The sequence below is a fragment of the Rhizobium sp. RAF36 genome (assembly GCF_052114105.1).
Lineage (GTDB): Bacteria > Pseudomonadota > Alphaproteobacteria > Rhizobiales > Rhizobiaceae > Rhizobium.
Map to the genome: position 1 here is coordinate 1 of NZ_JBFREC010000010.1, position 17,020 is coordinate 17,020.

Here is a 17,020-nt window from a genome sequence, read left to right on the forward strand (position 1 = left end):
GTGAGCGAGCCGACCTGGGCAGCCGACAATGCGCCGATCTGATCATCGGTGAACTTGGCAAGCTGGCCAGACGTGAAGGCAGTGATCTGCTTGGTCGTGACCTGCTTGAGCTGGTCGGTGCTGAGCTTGCCGACCTGGCTTTCGCTGAGAACGGCGATTGATTCGTTCTTCAGACCAGGGATTGCCTTGGCGGCCAGACCAGCAACTGCATCGTCGGTCAGCTTGGTAATGTTCGTGGCGCTGAAGCCCGCAACCTGCGCGGCGCTCAGCAGAGCGCTCTGGCCTGCGGTGATGCCGGCAACCTGATCGGCAGTCATCGCCGTGATCTGCGTAGCCTTGAGACCGGCGACAGCAGCGTTGCTGAGCTTGCCAATCTGACCGGCGGTCAGGCCACCGATCTGGTCGTTGGTGAGTGCGCCGACCTGGGCTGCCGACAATGCGCCGATCTGATCATCGGTGAATTTGGCAAGCTGGCCAGACGTGAAGGCGGTGATCTGCTTGGTCGTGACCTGCTTGAGCTGGTCGGCGCTGAGCTTGCCGATCTGGTCATCGCTGAGCACGGCGATGGCTTCGTTCTTCAGGCCGCCGATTGCCTTTGCGCCGATGGCGCCGACTTCGTCAGCCGAAAACTTTTTGATGTCGTCAGCGCTGATCGAGCCGATCTGCGTCGCGTTCAGGCCCTTGATCTGGTCGGCTGTAAGGCCTTCGATCTGATCCGGGGTAAGAGCAGCAATCTGCGTGGCGCTGAACGCCGCGATCTGGGCGTTTCCGAGAGCACCGATCTTCGTGGCATCGAGTGCAGCAAGCAGTTCCGGCTTCAGGCCTGCGATAGCGGTCGTCGAAATCGCGCCGAGCTGTGTGGAATCGAGCGCTTCGATATCTTCGGCCTCAAGGGCAGATATCTGGTCTTTGTTGAAAATCTTGAGCTGATCTGCGGAAAGCGTTGCGACATCCTCAGCCGAGAACGCCTTGATGGTCTTTGCAGACAGAGCTTTGATCTGGGTATTAGAAAGAGAGGAAACGATCGAGGTCATGAAATTGCCCTTGCACTGGCGTTAGCGGTGACGGTGTCTTTCGTCTCGCATCCCGGTAGCAAAAGCTGGCGCGCTCCAAGCCATAGCCGGAGGGTTCGCGCCGTGCACACTGCATGGCCGAGACGCATAGACAAAATATTTCGGAAGACATCGCTCGAGGGAGCTAATGTTTAGGACAAGGCATCATGCGCACGGCGCTTAAAGCAACCGTTTCCTAAACCTCGACATTCGACAGGACCAAACCCGAACATCGTTGAGCCTAGACGAAGGGATTCGTCATTGACCGAGGGAAGAATTATGCTGGAAGCACTAATTATAAGTTAATGTACCATTATTGCCGTTAAGTTATGTGTCGTTTCGAGATACAAGAAAGCGGAAAATCACCCTTTATTCACGGCGCGGTCCCAGAACAGACAGATCGCTGCCGGCAGCAGCTACGAATCAAACCCAGGCAAGACCTTATTCTGCGTGGATTGCTGATGATCTCGGAGAAAAACGCACCGCGCTTACCCGCGAAGCAGCAAATGACTTGAATAACAGCCATTTCAACTATCCGCGGAAGTCTATCGCGCTGTTTGTGAAGGCGCGCCCAAGACGCGTTTGCAGTGCCGCCAGCGACACTGAAAAATTGTGCCCGATGCCAGCACAATAAAAACCCACCCCGCAGGGCAGCGTATCATTTACGCCACCACCCTGCATAAAGGCTTGCCCCCAAGCCTGCCCTTTACGCCCAACTCACTTCGTAAGCGATGCGTCTTCGGTTATCGTCGTTGCTGCGGTTTGCAGGTACGGGGTCTCAGGAATGGATGCGATGAAGAACATCGTAAACGCATAGACTGAGAACAGCGTCAGAGCCGCGGTCAATCGAATCATGCACTATCTCCTTATTCACAAGGAGGAGTGTGCGCCACTCTGTGCTTTTCCCAAACAGTTTTCTGAACGGCAGATGAACAAAAACTTGTTATGGGCAATTTTAACGATATTTTTACAACATTAGAGATGAAGAAAACTCACCGCAAAACCAGCATTCCGGCATTCGCCCGCATGCTGAGATGGGCATCGACAAGGCTTCTTTCCGGGCAGGTGTGATACCGCCCGCCACACGTCTTACGCAGCGATTGCAGGTCCCGGATCAATGGTGACGACGGCAATTGCGCTGCTTCTGCAAGCGCTGATGACAAAAAGCCGATATCGAGCGGCCGCGCGAACGGCGTCATGTCGACAGGCGTGCCGAAGCCATGAATGCTGACGAAGGTGCGGTAGGCGATCGAGCGGAAGTCGGAGAGCATGGGCTCACCCGCAAGTGATTCTTCGACGAACGGGCGGGTCGCTTCGGATTGGTGATCGCCATATTCCATCACCACAGTGCCGCGGCTGCCCGGGGAGACGCGCAGGCTATCGATGAACGATGCGACTTCCTTGCGGGCGGCAATGACGCGCCGAACATATTCGTTCGCCTTGGCATCGTCGGAATACTTCGCCTCGGCGACCAGGGAAGACGGCACGATCGGCTTGTCGTAGGGACCATGCGTCATCATCGTCTGAATCGCGATCAGCAGCGGCCGGTCGTCCTTCGCGCGCTCCTCGGCGATGATCTTCCGGGCAAAATCGAAATACGGCCGGTCATCCTCCGCTTCGGCTTTGGTGCCGATCGCCTTCATGTCATAAATATCCTGGAAGCCGATCGACGTCAGGAAGGGTCCTTCGTTGACGAAGTTGTATTCCATCGGCATGACGGTCACGGTGCGGTAGCCGCATTTGGCGAGCGTCTCCGGAAAGCTGCCCTTGATCTTGCCGGCCATCAGCTGCGTCACATAGGATGACTGCCAGCCGAAATCTGTCGCCGAAAGCCCGGTCATCACAGCAAAGTTGGTAACCCAGGTGCCGCCGCCATAAGTCTCGACATAAAGCGGACGAACAATGCCGTCCTGCGAGCGGAACGACGCCAGCGTTTCTGCCGGGGCGTTGATTTGCGGAAAGTTCGCGAGGTCCGTCTGGCTTTCGCTGAGCACCAGAACGACGTCGGGGCGCTTCGTGCCACAATCCACAGAGGCATCCATCGCCCGCATCTCGGCTGCTTCAACGTGATTGGAAAGCTCAATCCTGCCGAATGGATAGCGGATGTCAGCGAGCGAGATGAAGAAGGACGATGCGTTGTAGCCGGAAATGTAGGGCAGGTAGGCCGGCTGATCGGCGACGGCAGGCGGGAAGGTCAGATAGGTCAAGGGCAGAACCGCCGCCAGACCAGCCGCCCGCCACCTGACCTTCAGCTGTAGAGGACTGTCGAAAGCAAAGATCAGGGCAAGGCCTGCGATGACCGCAAGAAGGATGCAGATCGCCGAGATCAGAATGCCGGTGTAGTTTGACGCGAGGAAACTCACCGCGGATTTGTCGGCGCCGGTGAAGATCAGATCATAGTAGTGAAGCGCAAAACCTTTGAGGTCGTATTTGACCAGCGAAGCCAGCGCGATCAGCACAACGACCGAACCCGCCGCGTAGAGCGAGAATGCATATCGCCGCGAGACCAGAAACAGGACCGCAGCAATGACGAGCGTGATCGAGAATGTGTAAGGCATGAAGCGCCAGCGCGTGTCGAGATAGCGGACCAATGCGAAGAAGAGCGCGGCCGCCATCAGCAGGCAAACCGGGTGCAAGATAAGCCGGACGGCTTTCGCAAATATACCGCGCATCGAAACCCCTCATATAAGCACTGCCGGATTTATAATTGCGGTACGCGCGTGTATCCATTCGATTGTCGCGTTAGGGTTAAATTCGGGAATGAAATAGCTGCCAGAAGTAGCACTGATCCGCTCGCGCTTGCGCATTTCGCGTCAAGAGACCGTCCTGATTAATCCTGTGAATAATGGGGATGACGCTGGCATTTCTGGACATTAGCAAATGGAAATGTTTCCTTAACCCTGTCGGCTGAGGGGCCGGCGGTTGAGGGCGCGCATATGGAAATCGAAGAGCTGCTGAACATGCAGGAGCGTGGCATTCGTGACCGCATCCTGGGCTACAGGCTGAGCGACAACCCTATGTCACACCCGGAATTCATGCCCATTTGGGACGCTGCGGCCCTTGAAGTCTGGTATGCGCGTTATGAGGCGTGGCGTTTCGGCTGGTCGATGGAAGACGCCAACCGGCGGCACTGAGAAGATAAAGAGGGCGGCTGCCGCCAAGGCGCCCCCGCTTCCTGGAACGGGCCGCGATCCCCTGTAGCGGCCCGTTTCACTTTTTTGCGGCGCTTCAGGGTTGCGCACGGCAAAATTCCGACACACAACCATGCCAGTCACAAAGTCTGACCAGCAGCATGACAGGACCCCTGAACTCATGAGACGACTGATTATTGCCGCAGCAGCACTGTCTGCAGCGACCCTTTCTTCTTCAGCCTATGCCCAAACCCAGAATTTCCCGAGCGCCGGTGTGACGACCCTTGCCGGACGATGCTCCAAGCTCGTCGTCGGCAAGCTCGATGTGTCCAAGCCCTGCAAGAACGAGCTGGCCGCCGTGGCGCTGCCGAATGGCGATGTCACCTTCATATTCACGGCGCAGGGCAAGATGCTGGGCTTCCAGGGCGACGGCAAGGCGATCAAGCCGGCCTCCAACGGAAATGCGCGGATCCCTTTGACCATGGTGACGACGGGCGTCGGCCAGAAGATGACGGGTGAGGTCAAGGTTGCAGGCAGCTGCACCTTCGGCAATCCCTATGGCGGCAAGCCGGTTGCCATCGAATGCACCGCCGAGAGCAAGGACAGCACCTTCGCTGCGACCTTCCAGACCAATGGCAAGACGCCCGTGCAGCCGGCACCTGCCGCGGCACCCGCAACGCCGCAGCCAAAGCCCGCCAAGCAGAAGTGATCAGATCAGGCGCACCAGGCGCCGTTTGCGCCTGGCTTGCGCGCCAGCCCCTCGGTGGTCAGCTGCACGCCGAAGGAACGTCCATCGCGTGAGATGACCCTTGGAGCGCCGCCATTGGCGCCCTTGCCGGCCGCGTTCATGGCGAACGGCCCGGCGTTCAAAAGCTTGAAAAGCCGCGATTTGGCAGCAAAGCCGAGGCGCCGCTCGTTTTCGCAGCGCGCCGCCGAAACATCCGGAAGAACGGCATCGGCAACGACGATCTTCTCGCCCTTGTACCAGAAGACGCCGCCGTCGCCGACGCAATTGACGTGTTCGCCCTGCCCGCAGTAGCCGAAGGTGGCACTGCCGCTCAGCACGTCGGCAGGCGATGCCTTGACCGGCTGGGCCGCCGGCACGGGAATGGCGGCCGGTGGCAAGGGACGCTGCGGCTGCACCGTCGTCACCGCCATCTGTTTCGGCTCAGGCTTTGTGGCAGGCGCCTTCGGTGCGTCCGGGCGGATCGCCGCGGTGATCATCGAAGCGTCAGGAGCCTTTGCCAGCATCGGCTTGACGCTCTTCCAATTGTCGTAGGTGGCAATACCGCCGACGGCGAGGGCACCGATCAGCGCCCATGGCATGATGCCACCGCCGCGGTTCGCGCCCCTGCCCCGTCCCGATGGTTTGCGGCTGCGGCCGCGCGTCGCTGTCTTCGCCATAGATCCGAATCCCGTGAGGCCCGGATTATTGGACGGCAATCCTTTCCGAAAGGTTGGCGCCGGGAGCCCGTGGCTTCCACTGCACATTTTTTCCGGATAGGGTGGCGCCCATCACATCGAGCCCCCATTTGGGTGGTTGGACGGACGCCAGATCGATCGGTGTAAGTATGCGTTATTTTCGTTTTATCGCTTGGCCAGCTTCTGTCGCACTCGGATTGGCAGCCCTGATCGGTGCCCATGCGGCGCTGGGACAGGCAACCGGCAATTTTCACGAGGTCATTGCAGGTGAGCTTTACCGGTCGGCACAGCCAAGCGGCGAAGACATCCAGGCATACGCGTCGCGCTATCACATCCGTACGATCCTCAATCTTCGCAACGAAAAGCGCACTGGCTGGTACCGCGATGAATCGGCAGCCGCCGCAGACCGCGGCATCACGCTGATCGATTTTCCGATGTCATCATCCAAAGAACTGCCGATCGAGGAGGCGCAGAAGCTCGCCAAGATCATGGCGGACGCGCCCAAGCCGCTGCTCATCCACTGCGAACACGGCGCCAACCGCACAGGCCTTGCCTCGGCGATCTATGTCGGCGCGGTTAAGAAGATGAGCGAATCCGCCGCTGAGTTCCAGCTCAGCCCCTACTACGGAAACTTCGCCATCAAAGGCCTCAGCCGCTACGCGATGTACAGCTCCTGGGACAAATACGAAGAAACGATCGGCTTCTGACGCGAACAAAGCGGCGGCGGTTGCGTTAGTCAGCGAATTCACCGCTGGAGAACCGCTTCCATGGACCTCGTCCTCGCCGATATGTTTCCGGAATCCCGCATCCACTACCCCGTCATCTTCGCCCGCCTTTTCGGTGCTATCATCCTCGGCGGCCTGATCGGCTTCGAACGCGAAGCCCGCGATCATCCGGCAGGCTTTCGCACGCATATTCTCGTCAGCCTTGCGGCCGCGCTCTTCGCGATCATCTCGATCGAGGCTGTGCACATGCCTGGCTTTACCGATGATCCGCAGGTTCGCATCGACCCGTTGCGCGTCATCGAGGCGGTCACGGCAGGTGTCGCCTTCCTGGCTGCCGGGATGATCGTCTTCTCCCGGGGCCGGGTCAAAGGCCTGACGACGGGTGCCGGCATGTGGCTTTCGGGTGGAATCGGCCTTGCGACGGGTTTCGGCTATTGGCCGATCGCGGTCTTTGCGACGGTTGCCGCCGTCTGTGTGCTCTACGCCTTCGGGAAGATCGAAAAGAAACTTGGAAGTGATCAGGGTTCAAAAAGCAACGGCGAGCAATAAGAACGCAAAAACGCCCGGCAATACCGGGCGTCTTATCGTATTCCATGAATTATCGCGCGTTTACGGATTCGGAACGCGAGGGTTTCGACTCTGCAAATGCTGCGTTCCAGCTCTTGGAGTCACGCTTGCCGTCCTTCTCCGAGGCTGTGCGGACTGCCTGCCATTCTTCTTCGTGCTTGAGCGAAATGTCCTGCGGCACAAGATTTGTCTTCATTCGTGTCTCACCTGTCGTTCTTGAAAACTGTTCGCGAAGTCGCAAATTCCGCCCGGCCTATTTGTCTTTGGCCTTTGCGGCATCGGCTGCGATCTCGGGACCGCCGCGCGACAGATCGCTGCCGCTCATATGGGCGGGCACATGAACGTCGTGCCTCGGGGATTGCGGCAGCGTCAGATCGACCTGATGCGGCGGCAGAACCTGCGCCTTTTGCATCCGGTTCGGCTTCGCCCGCTTCATGCGGTCGGCAGCCTCGGTTCGCTTGTCGGGGGAGTGGGTCGAAGTCTGCATCATCGGCCTCCTTTTTGATCGCGCCCGCGATCATCCTGATCGCTCAACCTCATCCAAACGGGCGAGCCTGGGGATGGTTCCAAAGAAAGTCAGGCTGCAATCATCCGGCCCCTCTTGACTGCCTGCACAAGTTGATTACCTAAGCGTTTGTCCGTCGTCGCAGAGATGTGCGTGGTTGCCCCCCATGCGGAAACATCGGCGACGGATAAACACTGGTGCCGGGCCCCTCTGGCGAGAGTTTTTACGGCGCTCTCGTGATGTCGGTACCGCCTGCAAAGAGCCGGCGGATTTTCAATCGATGAAAAAGCTCCCCATGCCTTTCGCGCATGCCCGTTCTGGCATGCCGCGTTCTTCCACCACACCTACGTTCAAAAACGATGTCCGCGCCAAAGAGGTGCGGCCATGAACCAGCCTCCCAGTCAAACTTCGACCCTCGGATATTTCCGCTGGTCCTTCATCGTCACTGCCATCGGCCTGGCACTCGGCGCCATTCTCGGCTGGCAATCGACGGGCACGATCGGCGGCATGGCGACCGTCTTCGTCATCTGCGCGGTGCTTGCCGTGCTGGAGATTTCGCTTTCTTTCGACAACGCCATCGTCAATGCCAACAAGCTGAAAGAGATGACGCCGGTCTGGCAGCACCGCTTCCTGACCTGGGGCATCATCATCGCCGTCTTCGGCATGCGCATCGTCTTCCCGCTGGCAATCGTCGTCATCGCAGCCGGTATCGGCCCGATCGACGCGATCATCCTCGCGGCTCGCGAACCGGCCGAATATGCCCGCATCATGAACGACGCCCATCTGCCGATCGCAGCCTTCGGCGGCACCTTCCTGATGATGGTCGGCCTCTCCTACTTCTTCAACAATGAGAAGGACGTGCACTGGCTCGGCTCCCTGGAGCGGATGATGTCGCGCGGCGCGGCGATCAAGGGTATCGAGATCGCCGTCGTTCTCCTGCTCATCCTGCTCTTCTCGTCGCTTCTGGAAGGCGAGGAAGCCACCACCTTCGTCTATAGCGCCATCTACGGCCTCGTGACGTTCCTGGCTGTCGAAGTCATCGGCGGCCTGCTGGATGCCTCGCAGCGGGCGATGAGCGAAGCCGCACGCGGCGGCCTCGGCGCCTTCATCTATCTGGAAGTGCTGGATGCAAGCTTCTCGTTCGACGGCGTCATCGGCGCCTTCGCGTTGACGCAGAACCTCTTCATCATCGCGATCGGCCTCGGCATCGGCGCCATGTATGTGCGCTCGATGACGATCATGCTCGTCGAAAAGGGAACGCTGACAGAATACCGCTATCTGGAACACGGCGCGTTCTACGCGATCCTGATCCTGGCGGTGATCATGTACGTGCAGACGCTGTATCACATCCCTGAGGTCATTACCGGCCTTGGCGGCGCCACGCTGATCGGCATCTCGCTCTGGTCCTCGATCCGCCATAACCGGCGCGAGGCCTTGGAGGCACCGGCCCGCAGCCATGGCGCGGAACGCGTCGAGGCCTAGTAAACAGCACCGCGGCGGGGCAAGCCGCAGTCATCAATACAAAAATAAAGCCCGCGACCAACCGGTTGCGGGCTATTTTCATGCGTTGGTTTCAGCGGCTGTTAGCGGCGGATGTGATCGAACACATCGGCATCGATACCGAGCACCTTCAGGTGGCGGCCCTGCGGACGGCGGCCTGCATCGACTGCGGCGCTGACTGCATTTGCGGCACCGATAACGGCGAAGGCGCGACCGAGGAAACCTTCACGAATGGACTTCACGTAAGACATTGTCTTTCTCGCTTTAGCTTCATTATTGACTTCTCACATATGATGCAGCGCAGCATCTACCACAAGTCGCGGAAATTCAGCGCTGCCATGCAAAAACGCCTGAACAGCGGGCAAAACGCAAAAGCCCGGCCTTATCAGGCCGGGCTCGCTTCATCTTTAAGCTGTCCTATGAGCGCATCAGGCGGCGCGGGCGCGCCCAGGCATATAGCCTTGCTGGACGCCTGATTGCCCAAGCTTGAAGCGCGCGATCAGATCGCGAAGGCGGCCGCTTTCATGCGCCAGCGTGGCACCGGCCGCACTCGTTTCCTCGACCATCGCTGCATTCTGCTGCGTGACCTGATCCATCTGGTTGACCGCGGTATTCACTTCAGTGAGGCCGAGCGACTGCTCGCGGGTCGATGTCGCGATCGCTTCCATGTGCTGGTTGATGGTGACGACATAGTCACCGATCGCCGTCAGCGCATTGCCCGTTTCGCGAACCAGACGCACACCTGCTTCGACTTCGCCGGTCGACGCGCTGATCAGCGCCTTGATCTCGCGCGCGGCCTGCGCCGAACGCTGCGCCAGTTCACGCACTTCCTGCGCCACAACGGCAAAGCCCTTGCCGGCCTCGCCCGCACGCGCCGCTTCGACACCGGCATTCAGGGCCAGAAGGTTGGTCTGGAAGGCGATATCGTCGATGACGCCGATGATGTTGGAGATCTGGCTCGAAGACTGTTCGATCCGCTCCATCGCATGGACCGCATCCGACACGACGGCGCCGGATTTGGACGCGCTCTGATTTGCCTGAACCGCAACCGCCCTCGCCTCATCCACACGCTTGGACGAATTGGCAACGTTGGTGGTGATCTCGTCGAGAGCCGCCGCCGTCTCTTCGAGCGACGAAGCCTGACGCTCCGTGCGCTGCGACAGGTCATTGGCGCTTTGGCTGATCTCGCGGCTGCCGCTGTCGATCGACGAGGCGCTGGAGGATACGGAACGCAGCACATCGGCAAGCTGCGTGATCGAGGTGTTGAAGTCCTGACGCAGAGCTTCGAAATCCGGAGCGAAGGGCTGGTCCAGCTGGAACGACAGATCGCCCGCCGCCAGATGCTTGAGACCGTTTCCGAGGCCGGAGGTCGCCTGGCGCATCTGCTCGGCCTTCACGCGATCATTTTCGGCGGCGCGAAGGCGCTGCTCTTCCGTCATATGGCGCTGTTGCTCGCCTTCGCGTTCGAGGCGCTTGTTGGCAAGCGCGTTCGTGCGGAACACTTCGACGGCCGACGCCATGTCGCCGATTTCGTCCGAGCGCCCCGAGAACGGGATGGCCGCCTCATCGTTGCCACCCGCGAGAACCTTCATCGACGTCGTAATGGCTTCGATCGGCCGGGCAATGCCGGTAATCGCGAAGATGACGGCCGCAATCAGAATGGCAGCGCATCCAGCGATCAGCGCGAAGGTCATGAACAGAGTCGACTGGAAGAGGCTGGCGCCTTCCAGGTGGATTTTTTCCGAGCTCGCGGTGTTGAAGTCGAGAAGGTCGTTCAGGTATCCGGCCGCCTTGGCCATCTTGGCCTGCATATCGCCCGAAAGCAGTGCTTTCGCTTCGCCATCCTTGCCGGCTGCCGAAAGCGCCACCATCTGCTGCGCGGCCTGCTTGTAGTCGGCAATGCCGCCTTCGATCGCCTTGATCAGTTCCGCGCCCTTGGCGGTGGTGATCAGCGGCCGGTATTTGTCGATTTGCTTGGCCAGCGCGTCGTTACGCTCGGCGATCAGCGCCTCGGCTGCCTTCATCTCCTCAGGCGTGCCTGCAAGAATATGTGTCGAATAGGCATTGTCGAGACGGTAGAAAGCGCTCTCGATGCTCTTGCCGGTCGCGATTTTCGGGATCCAGTTGGAAGCGATCACCTCGGTCTGGCCATTCAGCGTGCTCATGCCGCTGATCGACATCCAGGCAAGCAATCCGAACATGAGGGCGATAACAGCGAAGATCGCTGACAATAGCATTTTGATGCGGGGGCGTTTCATCTCGGTATCCTGAAAATTTAAAGTCGCAAGTATTCGATTTGAGCAATATGGGAAGACGAAGCCGTGCCGCGTCAAATCCAATACAATTGTCTCTAGATACGCACCGACGGATTAAAGCTGCATTAACCCAACAAAACACTTTTCATCTATTAATTGTAGAAACAACGATCGCGGGAATTTCTTCAATGATCCGCATTTCTGTCTCATCAAACGGAAAAACCGGCCCGCTTTCACGGGCCGGCTCACAGGTAGGGGTTGGATGCCGTCTTTTTGTTAGTCTTCGTTTGCGGCGAGCTGGGAAAGGACCTGCCCCCGTCCGCGCAAGCGAAGGATTAGCGGAATGATGAATGCCGCAGCAGCGACAAGCAGCAGGCCGGCTGCGATCGGCGACATGACGAGGGTCGTCAGGTCGCCCTGGCTGATTGCCAAGGCACGGCGCAGCTGCTGCTCGGCAAGCGGCCCGAGGATCAGGCCGACTACGACAGGCGCGATCGGATAGCCGAACAGGCGCATGACGTAGCCGAGAATGCCGAAGGCCAGGAGCATGCCGAGCTCGAACACCGACGGGTTGGCGCCGATCGTACCGAGCGTCGCAAACAGCAGGATGCCCGCATAGAGCCACGGCTTCGGGATCGTCAGCAGACGCACCCAGAGACCGATTAGCGGCAGGTTGAGAACCAGCAGCATGGCATTGGCGAGCAACAGGCTGGCGATCAGACCCCAGACGAGCTGCGGATTGGTGGCAAACAGCAGCGGACCCGGCTGCAGACCGTACTGCTGGAAACCGGCGAGCATGATCGCGGCGGTCGCAGACGTCGGCAGGCCGAGCGTCAGCAGCGGCACCAGCGTACCGGCAGCCGAAGCGTTGTTGGCGGCCTCCGGACCGGCGACACCCTCGATGGCGCCCTTGCCGAACTCTTCCGGGTTCTTGGAGAGACGCTTTTCGGTGGCGTAGGACAGGAAGGTGCCGATTTCGGCGCCACCGGCCGGCATCGCGCCGATCGGGAAGCCGATGATCGTCCCGCGCAGCCACGCCTTCCAGGAACGGCTCCAGTCCTGCGACGTCATCCAGAGCGAGCCCTTCACGGCCTCGACCTTGTCGGCGACCTTGTCACCCTGGGCGGCGATGTAGAGCGTTTCGCCGATGGCGAACATGGCGACAGCAAGCGTCGTCACTTCGATACCGTCGAGAAGATCCGGGATGCCGAAGGAGAGACGTGCCTGGCCGGTCTGCTGGTCGATACCGACCATCGCGAGCGCGAAGCCGATGAACAGCGATGTCAGACCACGCAGCGCGGAATCACCGAAAGCCGAGGAAACGGTGACGAAGGCGAGGATCATCAGCGCGAAATATTCGCGCGGACCGAAGACCAGCGCCAGCTTGACGATATAAGGCGCGATGAAGGCGAGGCCGAGCGTGGCGATCAGACCGGCAACGAACGAGCCGATGGCAGCTGTGGCAAGTGCCGGGCCGCCGCGTCCGGCGCGAGCCATCTTGTTGCCCTCGAGCGCGGTGACGATCGACGAGCTTTCGCCCGGCGTGTTGAGAAGGATCGAGGTCGTCGAGCCGCCATACATGCCGCCGTAATAGATGCCGGCGAACATGATCAGCGAGCCGCCCGGATCGAGCTTGTAGGTGGCCGGAAGCAGCAGCGCGACGGTCAGCGCCGGGCCGATGCCCGGGAGAACGCCGACGGCGGTGCCGAGCATGACGCCAATGAAGGCGAAGAGCAGGTTCATCGGCTGAAATGCGACAGCCAGACCCTGCAGAAGGAATTCGAAAGTGCTCATGGGGGCTGCACCTTAGAAGAACAGATGTTCAAGCCAGCCGGCAGGCAGCGTCAGCTGCAGCAGCTTGGCGAAGATCACCCATACGATGAAACTCAGGGCGATGCCGACCGGGATCGAGATCCACAGCTGGCGCTTGCCGAAACCGCGCGCGGTCAGGGCGAAGAGCAGGCCCGTCGCGATCGAGAACCCTGCGATACGCAGGAAGATCATCTGACAGGCAAGACCGGCAATCACCCAGAGAACGGGTGGTACTTCCTGCTTTTCGCGCTCGGGAAATTCACCGCGCCAGGCTTCGGCAACGGTCCAGAGACCGAGAGCCGCCAGGCCGAAAGCGACGAATTCCGGCACGGTCGATGGGCCGATACGATCATACTGTGCGATGGCGCTGAGATGAGAGGCATCCCAGAACATGATGCCAGCAATGGCGAAAAGAAAGACGGCAATAGCCAGCGCCGCCCAATCAGGGCGGCGCTTCGTTGCCGAGGGGGTGTTGCCCTCAATCATTTTACCAGTCCGATATCTTTGAGGATGCTTTCGGTCGAAGCGACGTCCTTGTCGAGCTGAGCCTTGAAGTCATCGCCCGAGAGGTAGGTGTCGGCCCAACCCTTGGTCTTCAGCACTTCCTGCCAGGCAGCAGACTTGTGCAGCTTTTCGACGTCAGCCGAAATCGCCTTGACTTCTTCGTCCGTCAGACCGGGAGCCGCGGCAACCATGCGCCAGTTCTGGATGGTCACATCGGTACCGGCTTCCTTCAGCGTCGGTGCATCGATGCCGTCGAGGCGGGCATCGCTCGAAACGGCGAGCAGGCGCAGCGTGCCAGCCTTAACCTGCGATTCGAATTCGCTGTAGCTGGAGATACCAGCGGTGACCTGACCACCGAGGATAGCAGCAAGCGCTTCGCCGCCACCCGAGAAGGCAACGTAGTTGACCTTGGTCGGATCGACGCCCGATGCCTTGGCGATCAGGCCAGCCGTGATGTGGTCGGTACCACCGGCAGAACCACCGCCCCAGGACACAGCGCCCGGATCAGCCTTCAGCTTGGTGACGAGATCGGCAAGCGTCTTGATGTCAGACGAGGCCGGAACGACGACGGCTTCGTATTCGCCGGTCAGACGGGCGATCGGTGTAACGTCCTTGAGGGTCACGGCAGACTTGTTGGTCAGTAGCGCGCCGACCATGACATAGCCGCCGACGATCAGGGCGTTCGGGTTACCGGCGCTCTGGTTGGCAAACTGCGCGAGGCCGATGGCGCCGCCAGCGCCCGGAACGTTCTGCACCTGAACGTTGCCGGAGATGCCTTCCTGCTGCAGCACGGTCTGCAGCGAACGGGCCGTCTGGTCCCAGCCGCCGCCCGGTGCTGCCGGAGCGATGATGGTGTAATCGGCCGCAGCGGCCGGCAGCGCGATGGCGGCTGCGAAGAGAGTGGCAATAAATGTATGTTTCAAGACGTGTCCTCCTTGAGCGCGGATAGATGCCGCGTCATTGCTGTCAGGGATCGGGGAACACGCCACTGGCGAACGAGCGATCGATCGCGCGTGAACGGCAAGTCCTCCCGAAACTTCCTCCGCCTCCACGGAGAAGAAGTGTCCGAACGCACCACAAGAAGCTGTCATTTAGCTGACACCGGCCACACATCCAGAGGATGGTGACACTTTTTTGCCGCAATTTCGCTCGGCATCGCCGGAAACGAAAGCGGCCAGTCCGCATTTACGCGGACCGGCCGTAAGGTCATCCTGTGCTGAAAATCTGCCTTTGCGGCTTAGAATTCAGACCATTCCTGTTGCACGGCAGCGTTGCCGTGGCTGCGATAGACCGGCGCCGGTGCCCGCGGAGCACTACGAGCCATCGCAGACGCGGTGCGGCGCAAGGCTTCCACGTCCGAAGACGAAGCATGATGGCTTTCGCCCGACAGCTTGAAATTGGCGATCAGGTCGCGAAGGCGCACGGCTTCGGTGGCGAGTGTCGCGCTGGCCGCATTGGTTTCCTCGACCATCGCGGCGTTCTGCTGGGTCACCTGGTCCATCTGGTTGACGGCACTGTTGACTTCGCTCAGTCCGGTGGACTGCTCACGCGAGGACGTCGCGATCGCATCCATGTGCTGGTTGATCGAGACGATCAGGTTCTCGATCGTCTTCAGCGCATCGCCGGTTTCGCGAACCAGCTGAACGCCGCCCTGCACTTCGACCGAAGAATTGCGGATCAGATCCTTGATCTGCTTGGCAGCTTCCGCCGAGCGCTGGGCGAGCTCGCGCACTTCCTGTGCAACGACCGCAAAACCCTTGCCCGCTTCACCGGCACGCGCCGCCTCGACACCGGCATTCAGAGCCAGAAGGTTGGTCTGGAAGGCAATCTCGTCGATGACGCCGATAATGCTGGAGATCTGGTTTGAAGACTGCTCGATCTTCTGCATGGCGTTGACGGCGTTGGAAACCACCTGGCCGGATCGTGCCGCACTCTCGTTCGCCTGGATAGCGACCTGGCGAGCCTCATCGGCGCGCTTGGAGGAGTTAGAGACATTGACCGTGATCTCGTCGAGTGCCGCAGCGGTTTCTTCGAGCGAGGCGGCCTGCTGCTCGGTGCGCTTCGACAGATCGTCGGCGCCGCTGCCGATTTCGCGGGTCCCGGTGTCGATCGCACCGGCCGACGAGGCAATCGACTTCATCGTGTTACCGAGCTGCATGACGGCATCGTTCAGATCCTGACGTAGCGGCTCGAAATCAGGCGCGAAGGCGTCGTTGAGCTGGAAGCTCAGATCGCCGGCCGCCAGGCGTTTGAGGCCGGAAGCGAGACCGGCCGTTGCCTCGACCAGGCGTGTCTGTGCGGCGGCTTCGGCTTCGCGGGTCAGGCGGGCGCGGTCAGCCTCGGCCTGCACGCGGCTTGCTTCCGCATCGCTCTGCAGCTTGATGTTCTCGATCGCCGCCTGACGGAAGATCTCGACGGCCTTTGCCATCTCGCCGATCTCATCGCCGCGATGGGCATCAGCAATCGTCAGATGCGTGTCGCCATTGGCAAGCGAACGCATCGCGCCCGTGATACGGCCGATGGCGTTGGCGATACCCGCAATACCGAAATAGGCCGCGCCGCAGACGAGCAGCGCGCTGACGCCGAGAATGACGCTGAGCAGCAGAAGCGTGCGGCTGAACTCCGAACGGTTTTCGGCAGCGGCGCTGGCAGCCAAGGCCTGATTGGACTTCACCACCTTGTCGACGCTTGCCGCCAGTTCGTCGGCGATCGGGCCGAGATCCTTGTCGAAGGCATCGATTGCCTTCTGCTTTTCGCCGGCCTTAACGAGAGCGATCAGGTTGTCGCCAGCCGCAACATATTTCGAGGACGTATCGTCGATCGAGGTGAAGGCCTCACGCTCGGCGTCGGTATTGACCTGATCCTTGAAGTCGGCGACGGCCTTCAGGAGAGCCGCCTGCTTGGTCTTGATCTTCTTCACGAAGCCATCGGCACCACCTTCCGTACGGCCCATGACGTAATCGCCATATGAACCACGCAGCGAGTAACGTGCGAGCTGGATGTCGTTTGCCTTGGACACGCCGGGCAGATAGCTGGTCGCAAAATCGTCGGCGTTCTCGTTGAACGTGCTCAGGCTGCTCAGCGAAATATAGCCCGTCAGGGCAAACAGGATGGCGATCAGCGAGAATATGCCGATCATCGATGCTTTGACGTTGGGACGCTTCATGAAAAGAACCTCTGAAAAGGGGAACCGGGCATCCGCGATGCATAGCTCCTGGCAGTGTGGTGAGAATTGGCTTGCAGCATCATGCCGCCCGCACGGCCGTTCGGGACGACGCCGCGCCTGTCGTTTCATAGTGAGAATAACCACCGGTTTTCGATTAATTTTCGCTAAATGCCGAATAGAAAATTTGACAATGAAAACAACGAAATTTGTAAAAAGAGATGTAAAGAACGGCATTTTCGGATGATTTCAGATGAACTAAGTTTTTCTTACTTCATGAGTAAAATTTTCTTCTGCAGAAACGGCACCAACATTTCATATTTCGAATATTCTCAAGTAGTATCGAGGCGGCGCAAAGAAGCCTCTCTGCCACAACGAAACCAT

At 59.7% G+C, this 17,020-nt stretch carries 16 protein-coding genes and 1 pseudogene; 6 read left to right on the forward strand and 11 right to left on the reverse strand.

Annotation, left to right across the window (positions count from 1 at the left end; translation table 11 throughout):
• The 3 genes and pseudogenes from AB4Z25_RS25470 to AB4Z25_RS25480 all read right to left on the reverse strand — a co-directional run.
• Positions 1 to 1,034 (reverse strand): annotated as a pseudogene (locus tag AB4Z25_RS25470) (hypothetical protein); the annotation flags it as partial.
• A gap of 735 nt (positions 1,035 to 1,769) precedes the next feature.
• Complete coding sequence (locus tag AB4Z25_RS25475; protein WP_199628999.1) at positions 1,770 to 1,907, reverse strand: hypothetical protein; 138 nt, start codon at positions 1,905 to 1,907, stop codon at positions 1,770 to 1,772.
• A 137-nt stretch (positions 1,908 to 2,044) separates the two neighbouring features.
• On the reverse strand, positions 2,045 to 3,724 hold the full coding sequence (locus AB4Z25_RS25480; RefSeq protein WP_112538025.1) for a sulfatase-like hydrolase/transferase: 1,680 nt from the start codon (positions 3,722 to 3,724) through the stop codon (positions 2,045 to 2,047).
• Between the two features lie 264 nt (positions 3,725 to 3,988).
• On the opposite strand from AB4Z25_RS25480, the gene AB4Z25_RS25485 reads away from it, so the two are divergent.
• The gene (locus AB4Z25_RS25485) at positions 3,989 to 4,186 is read left to right on the forward strand and encodes a CrpP-related protein (protein ID WP_112385546.1); all 198 of its coding nucleotides are present in this window, start codon (positions 3,989 to 3,991) and stop codon (positions 4,184 to 4,186) included.
• Positions 4,187 to 4,364: 178 nt separating this feature from the next.
• Positions 4,365 to 4,892, forward strand: coding sequence for a hypothetical protein (locus tag AB4Z25_RS25490; protein WP_112385547.1), 528 nt, complete (start codon positions 4,365 to 4,367; stop codon positions 4,890 to 4,892).
• 5 nt (positions 4,893 to 4,897) lie between these two features.
• Here AB4Z25_RS25490 and AB4Z25_RS25495 read toward each other — a convergent pair whose 3' ends face one another.
• Positions 4,898 to 5,587, reverse strand: coding sequence for a hypothetical protein (locus AB4Z25_RS25495; RefSeq protein ID WP_112538026.1), 690 nt, complete (start codon positions 5,585 to 5,587; stop codon positions 4,898 to 4,900).
• Between the two features lie 167 nt (positions 5,588 to 5,754).
• Between AB4Z25_RS25495 and AB4Z25_RS25500 the strand changes: the two genes are divergently transcribed.
• A complete protein-coding gene (locus tag AB4Z25_RS25500) occupies positions 5,755 to 6,312 on the forward strand; it encodes a fused DSP-PTPase phosphatase/NAD kinase-like protein (protein ID WP_112538027.1) in 558 nt (185 codons plus the stop codon).
• 60 nt (positions 6,313 to 6,372) lie between these two features.
• Positions 6,373 to 6,879 carry an MgtC/SapB family protein gene (locus AB4Z25_RS25505; RefSeq protein WP_112538028.1) on the forward strand — a complete coding sequence of 169 codons (507 nt, stop codon included), beginning with the start codon at positions 6,373 to 6,375 and terminating at the stop codon, positions 6,877 to 6,879.
• A gap of 49 nt (positions 6,880 to 6,928) precedes the next feature.
• Here the strand turns inward: AB4Z25_RS25505 and AB4Z25_RS25510 are convergent, their stop codons facing one another.
• Together AB4Z25_RS25510 and AB4Z25_RS25515 are read right to left on the reverse strand one after the other, a co-directional pair.
• Positions 6,929 to 7,093: a hypothetical protein gene (locus tag AB4Z25_RS25510; RefSeq protein WP_162698688.1), complete on the reverse strand. Its 165-nt coding sequence runs from the start codon at positions 7,091 to 7,093 to the stop codon at positions 6,929 to 6,931.
• A gap of 57 nt (positions 7,094 to 7,150) precedes the next feature.
• Positions 7,151 to 7,387: a hypothetical protein gene (locus AB4Z25_RS25515; protein WP_310297013.1), complete on the reverse strand. Its 237-nt coding sequence runs from the start codon at positions 7,385 to 7,387 to the stop codon at positions 7,151 to 7,153.
• A gap of 399 nt (positions 7,388 to 7,786) precedes the next feature.
• Here AB4Z25_RS25515 and AB4Z25_RS25520 point away from each other — a divergent pair, with 399 nt between their 5' ends.
• Positions 7,787 to 8,884 (forward strand): DUF475 domain-containing protein, encoded by a 1,098-nt coding sequence (locus AB4Z25_RS25520; RefSeq protein WP_112538029.1) that lies wholly within the window; start codon positions 7,787 to 7,789, stop codon positions 8,882 to 8,884.
• 80 nt (positions 8,885 to 8,964) lie between these two features.
• Positions 8,965 to 9,378, forward strand: a complete 414-nt coding sequence (locus AB4Z25_RS25525) for a hypothetical protein (RefSeq protein ID WP_162698686.1) — start codon at positions 8,965 to 8,967, stop codon at positions 9,376 to 9,378.
• On the opposite strand, the gene AB4Z25_RS25530 is transcribed toward AB4Z25_RS25525, so the two are convergent.
• The 5 genes from AB4Z25_RS25530 to AB4Z25_RS25550 form a co-directional block, all read right to left on the reverse strand.
• A complete protein-coding gene (locus AB4Z25_RS25530) occupies positions 9,331 to 11,160 on the reverse strand; it encodes a HAMP domain-containing methyl-accepting chemotaxis protein (protein WP_112538030.1) in 1,830 nt (609 codons plus the stop codon). The genes AB4Z25_RS25525 and AB4Z25_RS25530 overlap by 48 nt on opposite strands.
• Before the next feature lie 273 nt (positions 11,161 to 11,433).
• On the reverse strand, positions 11,434 to 12,951 hold the full coding sequence (locus AB4Z25_RS25535; RefSeq protein WP_112538031.1) for a tripartite tricarboxylate transporter permease: 1,518 nt from the start codon (positions 12,949 to 12,951) through the stop codon (positions 11,434 to 11,436).
• Between the two features lie 12 nt (positions 12,952 to 12,963).
• Entirely contained in the window at positions 12,964 to 13,455 is a 492-nt protein-coding gene (locus AB4Z25_RS25540) for a tripartite tricarboxylate transporter TctB family protein (RefSeq protein WP_112538032.1), read from the reverse strand.
• Positions 13,452 to 14,396, reverse strand: a complete 945-nt coding sequence (locus AB4Z25_RS25545) for a Bug family tripartite tricarboxylate transporter substrate binding protein (protein WP_112385556.1) — start codon at positions 14,394 to 14,396, stop codon at positions 13,452 to 13,454. Before AB4Z25_RS25545 ends, AB4Z25_RS25540 begins: the two co-directional genes overlap by 4 nt.
• 314 nt (positions 14,397 to 14,710) lie before the next feature.
• Positions 14,711 to 16,639, reverse strand: a complete 1,929-nt coding sequence (locus AB4Z25_RS25550) for a HAMP domain-containing methyl-accepting chemotaxis protein (RefSeq protein WP_112538033.1) — start codon at positions 16,637 to 16,639, stop codon at positions 14,711 to 14,713.
• Between the last annotated feature and the right edge of the window lie 381 nt (positions 16,640 to 17,020).